12 protein-coding genes and 1 tRNA gene are annotated in these 15352 nt (G+C 57.8%); 6 read left to right on the top strand and 7 right to left on the bottom strand.

Translation table 11 applies throughout. The features are described 5' to 3' along the window. Window positions 1–193 precede the first annotated feature (193 nt). The 5 genes from fabG to LPW13_RS06800 form a co-directional block, all read right to left on the bottom strand. Window positions 194–949 carry a 3-oxoacyl-ACP reductase FabG gene (gene fabG, locus LPW13_RS06820; protein ID WP_230438694.1) on the bottom strand — a complete coding sequence of 252 codons (756 nt, stop codon included), beginning with the start codon at window positions 947–949 and terminating at the stop codon, window positions 194–196. A gap of 58 nt (window positions 950–1007) precedes the next feature. After that, a complete protein-coding gene (fabD, locus tag LPW13_RS06815; protein ID WP_230438693.1) occupies window positions 1008–1952 on the bottom strand; it encodes an ACP S-malonyltransferase in 945 nt (314 codons plus the stop codon). A 50-nt stretch (window positions 1953–2002) separates the two neighbouring features. Further along, window positions 2003–3013 carry a phosphate acyltransferase PlsX gene (gene plsX, locus LPW13_RS06810; RefSeq protein WP_268932697.1) on the bottom strand — a complete coding sequence of 337 codons (1011 nt, stop codon included), beginning with the start codon at window positions 3011–3013 and terminating at the stop codon, window positions 2003–2005. Between the two features lie 27 nt (window positions 3014–3040). Then, a complete protein-coding gene (gene rpmF, locus LPW13_RS06805) occupies window positions 3041–3235 on the bottom strand; it encodes a 50S ribosomal protein L32 (protein WP_230438692.1) in 195 nt (64 codons plus the stop codon). Window positions 3236–3311: 76 nt separating this feature from the next. Continuing rightward, entirely contained in the window at window positions 3312–3857 is a 546-nt protein-coding gene (locus LPW13_RS06800) for a YceD family protein (protein WP_230438691.1), read from the bottom strand. 31 nt (window positions 3858–3888) lie between these two features. Here LPW13_RS06800 and LPW13_RS06795 point away from each other — a divergent pair, with 31 nt between their 5' ends. Next, entirely contained in the window at window positions 3889–4578 is a 690-nt protein-coding gene (locus LPW13_RS06795; protein ID WP_329957936.1) for a Maf family protein, read from the top strand. A gap of 33 nt (window positions 4579–4611) precedes the next feature. Here the strand turns inward: LPW13_RS06795 and LPW13_RS06790 are convergent, their stop codons facing one another. Both LPW13_RS06790 and rluC read right to left on the bottom strand, forming a co-directional pair. After that, complete coding sequence (locus tag LPW13_RS06790) at window positions 4612–5256, bottom strand: HAD-IA family hydrolase (protein ID WP_230438690.1); 645 nt, start codon at window positions 5254–5256, stop codon at window positions 4612–4614. 92 nt (window positions 5257–5348) lie between these two features. Further along, window positions 5349–6389: a 23S rRNA pseudouridine(955/2504/2580) synthase RluC gene (rluC, locus tag LPW13_RS06785; RefSeq protein ID WP_377563755.1), complete on the bottom strand. Its 1041-nt coding sequence runs from the start codon at window positions 6387–6389 to the stop codon at window positions 5349–5351. An 804-nt stretch (window positions 6390–7193) separates the two neighbouring features. Here rluC and rne point away from each other — a divergent pair. From rne to LPW13_RS06760, 5 genes are all read left to right on the top strand, one after another. Beyond that, the gene (gene rne, locus LPW13_RS06780; RefSeq protein WP_230438689.1) at window positions 7194–10424 is read left to right on the top strand and encodes a ribonuclease E; all 3231 of its coding nucleotides are present in this window, start codon (window positions 7194–7196) and stop codon (window positions 10422–10424) included. 116 nt (window positions 10425–10540) lie between these two features. Then, window positions 10541–10628 (top strand) — tRNA-Ser (locus LPW13_RS06775). A gap of 401 nt (window positions 10629–11029) precedes the next feature. Next, window positions 11030–11653 carry an isochorismate family cysteine hydrolase YcaC gene (gene ycaC, locus LPW13_RS06770; RefSeq protein ID WP_230438688.1) on the top strand — a complete coding sequence of 208 codons (624 nt, stop codon included), beginning with the start codon at window positions 11030–11032 and terminating at the stop codon, window positions 11651–11653. Between the two features lie 155 nt (window positions 11654–11808). Further along, a complete protein-coding gene (locus tag LPW13_RS06765) occupies window positions 11809–13680 on the top strand; it encodes an amidohydrolase (protein WP_230438687.1) in 1872 nt (623 codons plus the stop codon). 14 nt (window positions 13681–13694) lie between these two features. Next, window positions 13695–15341 (top strand): MFS transporter, encoded by a 1647-nt coding sequence (locus tag LPW13_RS06760; protein WP_230438686.1) that lies wholly within the window; start codon window positions 13695–13697, stop codon window positions 15339–15341. Window positions 15342–15352 lie beyond the last annotated feature (11 nt).

The following is a 15352-nucleotide window of genomic DNA, read 5'->3' as shown; positions in this document are numbered from 1 at the left end:
TTGTGGTTACTGCTCAAAAAAAACATCCGCATTAAGATTCGGATCAGTAACCGGCTAACACAGCTTATGGTTAATGCGAGGCGGCATTGTACCCTGATTTTTTCGGGATGTAATGCCTCGCCTCCCAGCAACCATTGAATGATAAAAAAATTCTTACCAATCAATCATTTAGGCAGACTTTCTCGAAAGAAAATCACGCCATATACATACCACCATTCACTTGAATGGTCTCACCAGTTACATAGCCACCGGCATCACTGGCCAAAAAAGCAACAACACTGGCAATCTCTTCCGGCGCACCCAGGCGCCCCAGTGGAATCTTACCCAGCAGCGCTTCACGCTGGGCTTCCGGGAGCACTTTGGTCATATCCGTATCGATGAATCCCGGCGCAACCGTATTGACTGTAATGCCGCGGGAGCCGACTTCCGCCGCAAGAGAGCGCGCAAAACCTGCGACACCTGCCTTGGTTGCAGCGTAGTTGCTCTGGCCGGCATTGCCCATGCTCCCGACCACAGAGCTGATGTTGATAATCCGCCCCCAGCGCGCTTTGGTCATGTCCCGCAGACAACCTTTGGTTACACGGAAGACGGCAGTCAGGTTTGTATTCAGGACGGAGTCCCACTCATCGTCTTTCATGCGCATCAACAGGTTGTCCTGTGTGATGCCAGCATTGTTGACCAGAATGGTAGGCGCACCAAATTCTTCTTTGATCGCCCCCAGTACCGTAGACAGGCTATCTGCAGAAGTGACGTCCAAGGCCATCCCTGCCCCTTTTACGCCTTTCTCGGCAAAGCGGGCGGAGATTTTTTCGGCTCCAGAATCGGTTGTCGCCGTGCCCACCACAGTAGCGCCCTGGGCGCCCAGTAGATCGGCAATCGCAGCGCCAATACCGCGACTGGCGCCGGTAACCAGTGCCACCTTGCCTTCCAGTGATGTAGAAATAGACATAATTGCTCCCATTGACCGCAACCGGAATATCAGAGTTCCGGCAGAGTTGTTGTTGGTGTTATTCCGCGGTGGCTTCCACAGCTTCAGTCAGCTGTGCTGGTGTTTCGATATTGTGTGCTTTCAGGCCGCGATCAATGCGCTTGGCCAGGCCGGCAAGAACCTTGCCCGGGCCACACTCGACCAGCTGCTCGATACCACTGCCAGCCATCGCCCGGACACAGGCGGTCCAGCGAACAGGGCTGTAGATCTGCTCCACCATCAGCGCCTTGATCGCTTGCGGATCAGATTCGGGCTTGGCGTGCACATTGTGAATGACGGGGATTTCCGGTGCATGAAATACCGTGCTCTCGATTTGCGGAGCGAGCTGATCTGCGGCTGGACGCATCAGCGCAGTGTGGAATGGCGCGCTCACCGGTAACGGCATCGCGCGTTTGGCACCGGCGGCCTTGCAGGTTTCAATCGCGCGCTCGACGGCAGCGGCACTACCAGCGATGACCACCTGACCGGGGGAGTTGTAGTTTACCGCGGCGACTACGTCGCCCTCGGCCGCGGCTTCACATGCGGACTCCACGGCAGTGTCGTCGAGACCGATCACGGCGGCCATCGCCCCCTCACCCGCCGGCACTGCTTGCTGCATCAAGCGTCCCCGCTCGCGCACCAGCGCAACGGCATCTTCAAATGCCAGTACACCGGAACCTACCAGTGCGGACCACTCACCAAGACTGTGGCCGGCCATCATTGCCGGAGCCGCTCCACCTTTTGCCTGCCAGGCGCGGTAAAGGGCCACACTGGCGGTCAGCAGTAGAGGCTGGGTGCGCTCAGTGAGATTGATCTCTTCCTGAGTGCCTTGCTGGCACAGGTTCCACAGGTCATAACCGAGAACCGAGGAGGCTTCATCAAAGGTGGAGGAGATCTGCGGAAATTCCGCGGCGGCGTCCGCCAGCATACCAATCTGCTGGGAGCCCTGGCCGGGAAATACGAAGGCCAATGTTGAATTGGTCATGGAACATCCTTTAAACCCGAAAAATGGAGTTGGGTTCAGCGTGTGGGCGATCAGCCGTCGCCCATCTGTCGCTGTGCCACCGCCGACATCGCGCTATCCAGGCGCCCTGCCAGATCGGCTTCGGCACACTCCCGGGCAGTCAGCATGGCGCGGTAAAACGCCTCGCTGCTGGCACCACCGTGACTTTTGATCACGTTGCCCTGGAGCCCCAAAAAGCTGGCGCCATTATAGCGACCGGGCTCTAGCTGTGTACGCCATTTTCGCAACAGATTTATGGCTAATTGGCCAAAAAAGCGCTTAATTGGCGCCTTTTTGTCGATCGTGAAGGTCTTTTGACCGATAAGTCGTATTACGCCTTCTGCGGATTTCATCGCCACATTTCCCATCAGGCCATTGCAGACGACAACATCCACCACACCGGCAAAGATATCGTGCCCCTCAACGAACCCGACATAGTTAATGGTCGGATCCGCACCGAGAAGCTGACCCGCACGGCGAATCTCCTCCGTTCCCTTGTGCTCTTCAGCACCAATGTTGAGCAGTGCGACCTCGAGCGACTCGCGCCCACTGAAAACACGCTGGGCCTCTACGCCCAGACGCGCAAACTGCACCAGATCTTCGGCAGTACAGTCAATATTTGCCCCGAGGTCGAGCAGAAAACAGGAGCTGTCAGCAGTGGGAATGGACTTCCCGAGCGCAGGCCTGCGCACACCCGGCACAGTACCGAGAATGCTGCGCCCCAGCGCCAGCAGCGCCCCGGTATTGCCGGAAGTCACCACTGCACCACATTCACCATCCGCAACCGCCTGCAGTGCGCGAGCCATAGAGGACTCCCGCTTGCGCCGTAGCGCCTGCACCGGATTACATTCCTGGGTAATCACCTGCTCGCAACACACAATTTCCATGCGCTCACGCAGAGCTGGAGGCTGATCTAATAGAAGGGACTGAAGTTGGGAGCGGGGGCCGAAAAGCTTCAGTTCGGCTTTGGGAAAGCGGGCAATAAATCTTGCGCAGGCCGGAACGACAGAGCGGGGACCTAAGTCCCCGCCCATCGCATCCACGGCCAATCGTAATTGGCTGGACAAAGCTTACTCTTCTTCAGAAGAAGAGCCGCCAACTTCAACAACCTTGCGGCCACGGTAAAAACCGTCTTTGGTCACGTGGTGGCGATGATGCTTCTCACCAGTAGTCGCGTCTACGGACAGAGTCGGTCCACTCAGGGCATCGTGAGAACGACGCATGCCGCGACGGGAACGGGTTTTCTTGCTCTTCTGAACAGCCATTTGGTGCTCCTACACATAACTAACAGTTAACACCGGAACCGGGGCGCCTACCGGCGAGCCCTAACCCTTCAAGCAGTCACTTTGAACCGCTTGACGAACCCTTCAACTGTTCCAGTACTTTAAAGGGGTTTTCCTGCTGCTCATCGGCCGCCTTCCCGGGGGCCTCACTGTGGAAGTGCTCTTGCGGGACGCACTCTCCGTCATGAAACGCCACCATCGGCAGATTGAGCAAAATCTCATCTTCCAACACCTGATACAGGTCCAGCTCGTCACCTTCCTGTATCACCGGGTCCAAAGATTTGGGTAACGCCTTACCCTGCTCTTCCGACCAGACAAATCCCCAGGCGAGCTCTCCTTCGACATGCTGGGCCACCGGCTGCAGACAGCGCTGACACAGCATATTCACATCCAGCGTCAAATGCCCGGAGGCCATCTGGTTGCGCTGGAGATCCCGCGAAAATGTCAACTCAACGACCACGTCGCCGCTGACAGATTCCACCGACTCACCCAAACGGGGCAGCGCCTCGGAGGGCACAACACCATCGAGTTGCTGCTCACGCTGCACCAGTTTTCTGGCATCAATGCGGCGCGGAAGCGCGGTTTTCTGAGGGGGTATCGACATAAGCGCGCAATTCTATGGACTCATATGAGCCTTGTCAAAACAATTCATTGGTCGCATTATCAGCCACCTCAAAGCCGGGTTCTGGACCAGGCTCCAGCCGGCCGCACAAAAAGCAATATCCACTGGGGCCCACACCATGCGCCGCATCATTTTAGCGTCCAGCTCACCCTATCGCCGCCAACTGCTGGAAAGGCTGAGACTGCCTTTCGAATCGGCCTCTCCTCATATAAATGAAGAAAGACTTGCAGGTGAAGCGCCGGAGCAGCTTGCCGCGCGCCTGGCAGCAGAGAAGGCGCAGGCGCTGCAGCCATCCCATGACGACGCACTGATTATCGGTTCCGACCAAGTGGCCGAGTGCGACGGCAGGATACTGGGCAAGCCCGGCACCACGGAAAACGCCTATAAACAACTGCGCTTGTGCGCGGGAAAGCAGGTAAACTTCCACACCGGCGTCAGCTTGCTCGACACCAGAAGAGGCACCCACCAAACCACTTGCGAGATCTTCTCTGTACACTTCCGAAACCTGACTGACGCAGAGATCGAGCGCTATGTCGCGCTGGACAACCCTCTGGATTGCGCCGGTTCGTTTAAAGCGGAAGGTCTGGGGATTGCATTATTCGAAAAAATGGAAGGTTCAGACCCCAGCAGCCTGATTGGGCTTCCATTAATTCAATTAATCTCCATGCTTCGAAAGGCGGGAGTCAGCCCACTGACCCGGTAAGGCGATGCGCGTGACTCCAGGGTCCGAGAGTAATCAGGCAACCAGAGGCGGCCAACCCAGCAGCTCACCGAAATGATCAATAATCGCTTTGGGGTTGCAGGCGCTCAGGCGATCACGACTGTGCACACCATAGCTAACACCAATTGACGACATGCCGACGGCAGCTGCCATCTTCAGATCGTACTCGGTATCGCCAACCATTACCGCCCCATCCACAGGGCGGCCGGTCTCCGCAAGAATTTCCTGCAGCATCATCGGGTGAGGCTTGGAGGCGGTTTCATCTGCGCAGCGGCTGGTCACAAAAAGATGGCCTATGCCGTGCTCCTCAAACTCTCGACTCAGCCCGCGGCGGCTTTTACCCGTGGCCACAGCAAGCTGATGCCCATTCCCCAGCAGCTTGTCCAGCGTGGCCAGCACACCATCAAACAGAGGCAGCGGCTCTCCACGTACTGCAAGCCACTCCTCAGCGTAACATTCCCGCAACTGAGCACGCTGCTCACTACAGGCCTCCGGGAACAGCGAAGAAATGGCCTCCGGCAAGCCAAGGCCGATAATGTTACCGATTGCGGACGGGTCCAGCACCGGCAGCCCTACCCGCTCGGAAGCTCGCTGCATACAGAACACAATGCGCGCTTCAGAATTGCAGACGGTACCGTCCCAGTCGAGAATCACCAGCATGCGGATTTACCTCTAGTGTGGTGTAACGAACTAGTTACTCTTTCCCCTTCAGATCATCCCATTCAGACCTGATTGATTCGACGCCACACCCGCTAAACCTGGCTTCTCATCCGCTCAAGCACGGATTCCAGCTCCGGTGGCAACGGCGCAGCAACGTCCACCTTGCGTCCATCTGGCAGGGTGCAGCGGACATTCTGCGAGTGCAGAAACAGACGTTTCAGGCCCACCGCGCGAAACTCGCTATTCACCTCATCGGGGGCGTACTTCGAATCCCCGGCCAGCGGGCAGCCGACAAACTGCGCATGCACACGAATCTGATGGGTGCGCCCGGTAATCGGCTCTGCGCTCACCAATGTGGCACCCGGCAGGCGCTCTTCTACCTGAAAGCGGGTCTGGGAGGGCTTGCCGTCACCGTCGACCACAACGATCCGCTCACCGCTCTTCAGGGTATTCTTGCGCAACGGCGCCTCTACCAGCTTCCGGCCGCGAGGCCACTTGCCGATTGCCAGCGCCAGGTAGGACTTTCCTACCCCACCGCTGCTGCGCAGGGCCTTCTGTATATGCAGCAACACCGAACGCTTGCGAGCGACCATGATGGCGCCACTAGTGTCACGATCCAAGCGGTGCACCAATTCCAGGAACGGGCTTTCCGGATACATCTGCCGCAACGCCTCGATTAATCCCAGGCGCACGCCGCTACCACCGTGCACCGCCAGGCCCGAAGGCTTGTTCACCACCAGAAGCCCACCCTCATCAAACAGTATGGATTGCTCCAGCACTCTGCGCAGCTGCTCACCAGCCACGGCCTGTTGCGGCTGCTCGGAAGTGCGGATTGGCGGGACCCTGACGACATCTCCTGCCTTCAGGCGATACTCCGCCTTCACCCTTCCTTTATTCACCCGCACTTCGCCTTTGCGCAGGATGCGATAGACCCGGGAACGGGGCACCCCCTTAAGGCGCGCCTGGAGGTAATTGTCGATTCGCTGCCCTTCAAGCTCCTGCGGGACCGTAAGAAATTGCACGCCATTGGACACGCCGCTCTGGCCAGAGGCTGGAGCCGGGTCGGAATGGACGGTATCGGGACGTTTGTCGCGCTGGCGACCGGGAGGTGTACTTCGCATGGGGCGCATGATAGCGCCCTGTCCCTATCAATTGAAGCGCAATGATTGATGCAGTCCAGAACACCGTGATATATTCGGTCGGTCCAGATTGGGCTGGTTTTCGGCGGTGCACGTTTTTTCTGCTATACAAAAACTCAGGTGCCGTTCTTGAGAAAATACCGCCAATTGGGCCGGTGCGCGGAATGGCCGCGTCATCAACAAAACTTTGTCAGCGAGACTCCTGAGTCAATCCGCGGTGAACAAACGCACCCACATCCAGATGGTGCTATCCCGCGACAAAATCAGTCTCGCTGACCCCAGACCCCGCAGCAGCGGGACATTTGCGAAGGTAAGACGGGCCGATGCCCGCAGCGCTTGAAACAGACTCGATTCGTCACATCTCGCTCCGAGAGAAAGCTGCCAGCGACCGAACTGGCCCCCGGGTGACATCTGCGTTGGCAGGCCCGGCAAACAACTAGACAGAACCGTAAGGCCCAGCCACGAGCCCGGCCCCGGAGCAAAACAGCGATGTAACGGAAGCTGACCCGAACAGGCAGCAATCGACCGTACGCATCACGTGCATGCGCGAGCTTATCCGTGCAAACCGTGATCTACCAGCTAGGTAGCGTAACGAGCGATATGAATGGAAACCGCACCAAAATCCGGTTTCTGGAGTTAAAAGCAGTGTGACAACCAGAGCGATCTACCCATCCAAAATGGCTTAGATCCGGTTTTCCCCCTGCGCCACTGCAATTCCCGGAGTTGCGGTCGCAACTACAAGCCCTGCGAGCTTCGGCGGTGTTTGACCTTTGCGTAACGCAAGGAAAACAAAACCGCATGAAGAGAATGCTGATTAACGCAACCCAGCCCGAAGAGCTGCGCGTTGCCCTCGTCGATGGCCAATGGCTGTACGACCTCGATATCGAAAATCGCACCCGCGAACAGAAAAAAGCCAATATCTACAAAGGTAAAATCACCCGCGTAGAGCCCTCCCTGGAAGCTGCCTTTGTCGATTACGGTGCTGAGCGCCACGGCTTCCTGCCGCTGAAAGAAATTTCCCGCGAATACTTCCTCAAGCAACCCAAAGACATCGAAGGTCGCATCAAGATCAAGGATGTTGTCAAAGAAGGGATGGAAGTCATTGTTCAGGTAGATAAAGAAGAGCGCGGCAACAAAGGCGCCGCCCTCACCACCTTTATCAGCCTTGCCGGCCGCTATCTGGTACTGATGCCGAACAATCCTCGCGCTGGCGGCATCTCCCGCCGCATCGAAGGTGACGACCGCAGCCAGCTACGTGACGCACTGTCCAGTGTAGAAGTGCCTTCCGGCATGGGCATTATCGTGCGTACTGCCGGCGTTGGCCGCAGTGGCGAAGAGCTGCAGTGGGACCTCAACTACCTGCTGCAACTCTGGGCTGCGATCAAAAAAGAATCCGACGAAGCCAAAGCGCCCCACTTCCTGTTCCAGGAAAGCAACGTCATCATCCGCGCAATCCGCGACTACATGCGCGATGACATCGGTGAAGTCATTGTCGATGAGGAAGGCGCTTATCATCTGGCCGCGGAGTTTGCCCGCCAGGTAATGCCCGGCTACGCCAACAAGGTAAAGAGCTACAACGACCCCATTCCCCTGTTCAACCGCTATCAGATCGAAAGCCAGATCGAAACCGCGTTTGAGCGCGAAGTGAAGCTCCCCTCCGGTGGCTCTATCGTTATCGACGTGACCGAGGCCCTGATCTCCATTGATATCAACTCCTCCCGCGCCACCAAAGGCGGCGACATCGAGGAGACCGCCCGCAATATCAACCTGGAAGCCGCCGACGAGATCGCGCGCCAGTTGCGCTTGCGGGATATGGGTGGCCTTGTGGTCATCGATTTCATCGACATGCAGAACAAGTCCAACCAGCGCGAAGTTGAAAAGCGCATGGAAAAGGCTCTGAACATGGACCGCGCCCGGGTACAAGTGGGCCGGATTTCCCGTTTCGGTCTGCTGGAGATGTCCCGTCAGCGCCTGCGCCCATCACTGGGGGAAACCACTTTCCGTGTCTGCCCACGCTGTAGCGGCCAGGGCACCATTCGCGGCACCAAGTCCCTCGCCCTCTCCATTCTCCGCCTGGTGGAAGAGGAAGCGAAGAAAGAACGCAGCGCCGAGATCCGGGCGATCACCCCGGTGAATGTAGCGACCTACCTGCTGAACGAAAAACGCAAAGCAATTTCTGACATCGAGTCCCGCAACAAGACCCTTGTAGTCGTGGTTCCCAATGCCGAGCTCGAGACCCCGCACTTCGAAGTGCAGCGCCTGCGTGATGACGATTCCGCCACTCTGGAAACGTCTTACAAGATCGCCGGCACCATCGACGAAGCCGCAGATAAAGACGAAGAGCCACTGCGCGCACCGGCGCAACCGGCGGTGCAGCAGATCACGCACACTGCCCCGGCTCCCACTCCGGCTGCCAAACCCCAAGTGGTTGACAAGCCAAAGCGCAAACAGAGCGAGAAGAAAAAGCCAGCTGGCCTCTTTTCCCGCCTGATTGGCGCTATCGCAGCCCTGTTTGGCGGCAGCGAAGAGGAGTCCAAATCGGACAAGAAACACACGAAGTCCAGCGGACGCGGTAAAAACTACCAGCAACGCAACCGTGGCCAACGCGGCGGACGCAACCGCAGCCGTAACCGCAATCGTCGCGACGACGACCGTAAGGACGACAACAAGCGCGAGCGCAGTGACAAACGTCGCGGCGACAAGCAGCGTGGTGACACTCAAGCTCAGCGCGGAGACTCTCAGGAAGTATCGGAGCGCCAGGAGAATCCGCGTAGCCGCGACGGTCAGAGAGAAGGCCAGCGTCGCAGCCGTCGCCGTCGCAACAGCGATCGTCGCAACGAGCAGCAGCCGGTAGCGAACGAAACCACCAACGTCGCTACAGAAAGCGATGTGTCTACAGAAAGTAGCGACAACCAGCAGCGCCCTGCCCGTCGCCCGAGCAACGTACGCGGCCGCCCGCAGCCCCGTCGCCGCGGCCGCCGCAACGAAGCGGCCGCGCAGAATGCGCCGGATCAAGCCGATCAGGAGCAGGCGGAACTGAACCGTGAAGTAAACGAAGCGATCGACACGGCGGAACGCGAAACCGCTTCCAGCGAGCCAAAGGCCAAAGCCGAACGCCCGCAAGAGAAGCAACCGCGCAAAGAAAAGCGTGAAGATCGCCCGTCTCGCAAGCAGCGCGCAGAGGCAAAGTCTGAAGCTTCAGCCAGTGAATCCGGTCAGCAGCGTGAGCGTAAAGCGGAAGCGCCTGCAGCCGACAAACCACAGGTAAGCGAAGCGGAAAGCACCAAAGTGGCAGGCAGCGAGCCGCAGACGGCGAAAGCCCCCAAAGCAGAGCCTGCCAAGAAACAGCCCAAGGCAGAGGATAACCAGCCAGAAGCCGAAGCACCGACCGCCCCCACTGAGCGTGGCGAGCCGAAAGCCTCAAAAACTGAAGCGGCTGAACCTGCACCAGCAGAGGCTACAGCCTCTGAGTCAGTCACCTCTGAAGCCGCCTCTTCTGAGAAAGCTTCCCATGAGAGCAAACCTGAAGCTGAGCAAAATGCCAACGTAGCGGAGGCGGCGAAAGCGGAAACCCGCGGAGCGGAACCTGCCGATACCCAGAAATCCCAGGTAAATGACGATTTCATGGCAGAGAGCCCACAGGGTTCTGCAGCGGTTGCAGTGCACGAGGCCAAGGCTGAAGAGCAGACCGAAGAAGCCGCGGAGGTCACGACCAGTACTGAAGCGTCCAATGAGGAAGCCTCTGAAACCCAGGTGAAAGCTGCTGAGCACAAAGAACCTCGCTCCGAAAGTGCTCCGGAATCCAACGCACCTGTCCGCGCCAGTAACGACCCGCGAATCAACCCGAAACCATTGGTGGATTTCAAAGTCGTTACTGAACGCCCGGAAGTTGGTGAACTTCGCCCTCTGGACACTGCGCAACCGGCTGGGATCGAACACAAGCCACGCGCCCTCTCGCGCCCGGCCAACGATCCTCGCGTAGCGAGCAACTCCACCAGCGAAGCGGAAGCAGACTCCGAAGCAGGTTGAGCCCGGGCACAGTTCAGAGAGTTAGCAATTTACCGCTAACTCTTTGAACTGTTTAAAAAAATTCGGCGTTCCCCTTGTACCGAAACAACACCTCGGTATAATGCGCCGGACAAATTGGTGGGGTGGCTGAGTGGTCGAAAGCGGCGGTCTTGAAAACCGTTGACTGTAACAGGTCCCAGGGTTCGAATCCCTGCCCCACCGCCATACAAAGAAACCCGGCTTTATGCCGGGTTTTTTTATATGTGCTGGAGTAAATTTGGATGGACCCCGGTTTAAGCCCAAGCGGGCGCGGCCCGCGCCATATAAAAGACCCCGGCCTCGTGCCGGTTTTTTATATGTGCCGGGGTATATTTGGATGAGAACCTCGTCCGACTCGGAGGGCGAACCCCGGAGACCCGCGAAGCGCATCCCTGCCCGCCCCCCTAGCCCCAGCCCGACTTTTCATACGTCATCGTACAACCGCGCACCAGCACGCATCCTCCCGAAAATCCCTGCTACGCTAAAAACTCGGGCCAGCCAGTTGGCACCCTCAACCTTCCTGTCATTGAAAGTCTACCCGCCCTCCCCGGCGTTACCTCTACACAGACAACCGTGAGGATTTGACGATGAGTAAACCCTATACAAAGCTCGATAAGGACAACGCAGCCGTCTTGATGGTGGATCACCAGGCCGGACTTATGTCTCTGGTACGTGATATCGACCCGGACAAATTCAAGAACAACGTGTTGGCTATGGCGGACCTCGCGGAGTATTTCAAACTGCCCACCATTCTGACGACCAGTTTTGAAGACGGCCCCAATGGCCCGCTGGTCCCCGAGCTCAAGGAGAAGTTTCCGGACGCGCCGTTTATCGCGCGCCCCGGCCAAATAAATGCCTGGGACAACGAAGACTTTGTCAAAGCCGTCAAAGACACGGGCAAGAAGCAACTACTGATCGCCGGTATTGTGACGGAAGTCTGTGTCGCTTTCCCCGCGTTGTCTGCGCTTGAAGAAGGTTACGAAGTCTTTGTTGTGGCCGATGCTTCCGGCACCTTTAATCCGATCACCCGGGATGCGGCCTGGAACCGCATGGCGGACGCAGGCGCGCAAATGATGACGTGGTTTGGGGTTGCATGCGAACTCCACCGTGATTGGCGCAATGATGTCGAAGGGCTGGGCAACCTCTTCAGCAATCATATTCCCGACTATCGAAACCTCATGACCAGCTATGCACAAGCATCTGGAAAATAGTGACGGGACCAATGAATAAAGCAACCGCCAAAGTCACCTCGACACCTCCAGCGGCAATAAGCCGCCGGAAGGTTGTAAAAAGTACAGCGGCACTCGGTATGTTCGCACTGCTAGGGCCTATAGGCGCGGGCGGCGTCCGGGGAGGAGAAAGCCATATGGCAGACCTGATTTTACATAACGGCAAAATCACTACCCTGGATCCCAAAAATCCGGAGGTTTCTGCAATCGCCATACGCAATGGGGTGGTGCTGGATACTGGCGATGATCAGGAGATCATGCGCCTGGCGAACAACAAAACCGAGCTTATAGACCTTGACGGCAAGCGGGTTATCCCCGGCCTCAATGACAGCCACACGCACCTGATTCGCGGCGGCCTCAATTTCAACATGGAGTTGCGCTGGGAGAATGTCCCCTCCCTTTCCGATGCCCTGCAAATGCTGAAACAGCAGGCAGACCGCACGCCCGCTCCCCAGTGGGTACGGGTAGTGGGTGGGTGGTCTGAGTTTCAGTTTGCCGAGCGGCGGATGCCAACACTCGATGAAATCAACAAGGCTGCGCCGGACACGCCGGTATTCATTCTCCACCTTTACTCTCATGCGCTGCTGAACCGAGCCGCACTGAAAGCCGCGGGAATCGACCGCAACGCCCCCAACCCACCAGGCGGGGTGATTGAAAGGGATTCCAAAGGTGAACCCACCGGCATGCTGATCGCCAAGCCTTCGGCGATGATCCTGTATTCCACCCTGTCCAAAGGACCGAAACTTCCACTGCAGGACCAGATTAACTCCACACGACATTTCATGCGTGAAATGAACCGACTGGGTATCACATCCGTCATAGACGCCGGAGGTGGCGGCCAGAACTATCCCGACGACTACGAGGTTGTCCAGAAACTGCACGATGACGATCAATTGACCGTACGTATCGCCTATAACCTATTTGCGCAGAAAGCCGGTTCTGAACTCAACGACTACGAACGTTGGGTAGAAATGACTGAGCCCGGTGCTGGCGATGATATGTTGCGTATGAATGGCGGCGGGGAAAACCTGACCTGGTCTGCCGCAGACTTTGAAAACTTTCTCGAGCCCCGCCCCGATCTGGCGCCGACCATGGAAAAAGAGCTCGAGCCCATCGTCGAGTTGCTGGCAGAAAGGGAGTGGCCGTTCCGCATTCACGCCACCTATGATGAATCCATCGACCGCTTCCTCACCCTGTTCGAGCGTGTGAATGGCAAAACGCCGTTCAAGACCCGGTTTATTATCGATCACGCGGAAACCATCAGTGATCGCAATATCGAGCGAATCAAAGCGCTCGGCGGCGGTATCGCCACGCAGCATCGCATGGCGTTCCAGGGCGAATATTTTGTCGATCGCTACGGTGCCGACGCTGCCAAATCGACGCCACCAATCGCAAAAATGTTGGAGATGGACCTTCCGGTAGGTGCGGGTACGGACGCTACGCGCGTGGCATCGTACGATCCATGGACCGCCCTGTATTGGCTCGCCACCGGGAAAACCATTGGCGGTCTCTCACTGTACAGCCGGGAGAACATCCTCGACAGAGCGACCGCACTGCGCCTTTGGACCCAAGGCTCCGCGTGGTTCTCGGGCGAGGATGACGTCAAAGGCAGCCTGAAGCCCGGTCAATATGCCGATCTGGCAGTTCTGTCACAGGATTATTTCAGCGTATCCGACGAAGCAATCAGGCGTATTGTTTCCGAGTTGACGGTGGTTGGTGGCGAAATCGTCTACGCCGCCGGCCCCTTCGGGAAGTTCGACCCGCCCCTGCCGCCGGCCAGCCCGGACTGGAGCCCGGTAAACAGCGAGCCCACACCGGGGATGCGTCAGTCTGGTATGGGAGCAAAGGCACAGACCCGCCAACAAAGCATGCGTGCCTGCAACGATGGATGCGCCAGTGCCTGCGCCCTGCACGGACATCACCATCAGATAGCCTGGAACTCTCCGATTCCCACGCAGAACCCACGGGACTTCTGGGGCGCTCTGGGCTGCTCCTGCTTCGCGATCTGAATTGCGAGGGAAAGATGTCGGCTGAAGCAACGACGAAAAGCGGGTCCGCCTGGGCCCCCTTTCGCCACGGCGCGTTTGCGGTTTTGTGGACGGCCACGGTGATATCCAACATCGGCACCTGGATGCACGATGTCGCATCCGGCTGGCTGATGACATCCCTTTCGCCCTCACCACTGATGGTCGCATTAGTACAGGCCGCCACCAGCGCCCCCGTTTTCCTGTTTGCACTCGTCGCAGGTGCCCTCGCCGACCTTGCCAGCCGGCGTAAACTGCTGACAACCGTCATGGTTTTGTTGTTCCTGAATACCCTGGCACTGGCAGCCCTTGTACTTACGGAAAGAGTCACGCCCTGGATACTACTCCTGTTCACGTTTATATCCGGCACCGGAGCAGCCTTTGTAGCCCCAGCCTGGCAGGCGATCGTACCGCAATTGGTCCCCCGGTCAGATCTCCAGTCCGCCATCGCGCTGAATGGCGTGGGTATCAATATCAGCCGCGCTATCGGCCCTGCACTTGCGGGGGCCATCATTGCCGCTATCGGTATCGCCTGGCCATACCTGATCAATGCGGTGAGTTTCCTGGTAGTCGTCGCGGCACTAGCCTGGTGGCGTCCACCACAAGCCCCACCCAGTGATCTACCCGCGGAAAGGTTTTTCAGTGCGATGCGCGCAGGACTGCGCTATGTCAAGGCCAGCCGCTCCATGCAGTCGACCCTGGTGCGCGCCGTGGCGTTCTTCCTGTTTGTCAGTGCCTTCTGGGCGCTGCTGCCGCTCGTTGCGCGGCAAGAACTAAACGGTGGTCCGCAGCTATATGGAATCATCCTTGGTGCGGTTGGTGTCGGGGCGGTTGGCGGTGCTTTGTTCCTCCCCTGGCTGACCAGAAAGTTTGATGCCGATCAACTGGTCGCCATGGGTACCCTGGGCACCGCACTGGTATTAGTAGTGTTGGCACTGATCAAACGGACAGACACCGCCATTATCGCGAGTCTTCTCGCTGGAGCCTGCTGGATCACTGTACTCTCGCGGCTGAACGTATCCGCACAACTCGCATTGCCCGACTGGGTTCGCGCCAGAGGGCTTTCCATATTCATCACGATATTCTTCGGTGCGATGACGCTGGGCAGTATCTTGTGGGGCCAACTCGCAACAAAAATCGGAATTCCGAATACCCAGTTGATTGCGGCCGCCGGCGCCGTCATTGCAGGGCTGCTTAGTTGGCGGTTCAAATTATTGCAGGGGGAAGGGCTGAATCACTCCTCAAGTGCCTATTGGCCCCAGCCATTGGTTGCGGACGAAATAGCCATGGACCGGGGACCGGTTATGGTAACTATCGAGTACGAGATTGACCCGGCCAGCGCAGCAGACTTTCTTGCCGCCATCTGTGACCTGAAAGCATCCCGGCAGCGTCATGGTGCCTACGCCTGGGGAGTATTTGAAGACGTCGCAAAGCCAGGCAGAATGCTTGAATATTTCATCGAGGAATCCTGGGTCGCGCATATGCGTCACCACCAGCGGACTTCAGTGCTGGACAGAGAAATTCAACAGCGCGTCATTGCTTTCCAGCGCTCCGGGGTTGAACCTCGGGTTACCCACCTGCTCGCACCTGAACCCGACCGCCCCCACCCGGCCGAGCCCCCGGGTATCGATGATTCCCTCCTCTGATGAACCCGGTG

Origin of the sequence: Microbulbifer celer (genome assembly GCF_020991125.1) — a bacterium.
In the GTDB taxonomy this organism is placed as follows: domain Bacteria; phylum Pseudomonadota; class Gammaproteobacteria; order Pseudomonadales; family Cellvibrionaceae; genus Microbulbifer; species Microbulbifer celer.
This window is presented reverse-complemented; position numbering and strand designations above follow the sequence as displayed.

Excerpts from the sequence above, each read along its gene's own strand:
- fabG (WP_230438694.1), bottom strand. The coding sequence starts at position 949 with ATGTCTATTTCTACATCACTGGAAGGCAAGGTGGCACTGGTTACCGGC.
- fabD (WP_230438693.1), bottom strand. The coding sequence starts at position 1,952 with ATGACCAATTCAACATTGGCCTTCGTATTTCCCGGCCAGGGCTCCCAG.
- rpmF (WP_230438692.1), bottom strand. The coding sequence starts at position 3,235 with ATGGCTGTTCAGAAGAGCAAGAAAACCCGTTCCCGTCGCGGCATGCGT.
- LPW13_RS06800 (WP_230438691.1), bottom strand. The coding sequence starts at position 3,857 with ATGTCGATACCCCCTCAGAAAACCGCGCTTCCGCGCCGCATTGATGCC.
- LPW13_RS06790 (WP_230438690.1), bottom strand. The coding sequence starts at position 5,256 with ATGCTGGTGATTCTCGACTGGGACGGTACCGTCTGCAATTCTGAAGCG.
- rne (WP_230438689.1), top strand. The coding sequence starts at position 7,194 with ATGAAGAGAATGCTGATTAACGCAACCCAGCCCGAAGAGCTGCGCGTT.
- ycaC (WP_230438688.1), top strand. The coding sequence starts at position 11,030 with ATGAGTAAACCCTATACAAAGCTCGATAAGGACAACGCAGCCGTCTTG.
- LPW13_RS06765 (WP_230438687.1), top strand. The coding sequence starts at position 11,809 with ATGGCAGACCTGATTTTACATAACGGCAAAATCACTACCCTGGATCCC.
- LPW13_RS06760 (WP_230438686.1), top strand. The coding sequence starts at position 13,695 with ATGTCGGCTGAAGCAACGACGAAAAGCGGGTCCGCCTGGGCCCCCTTT.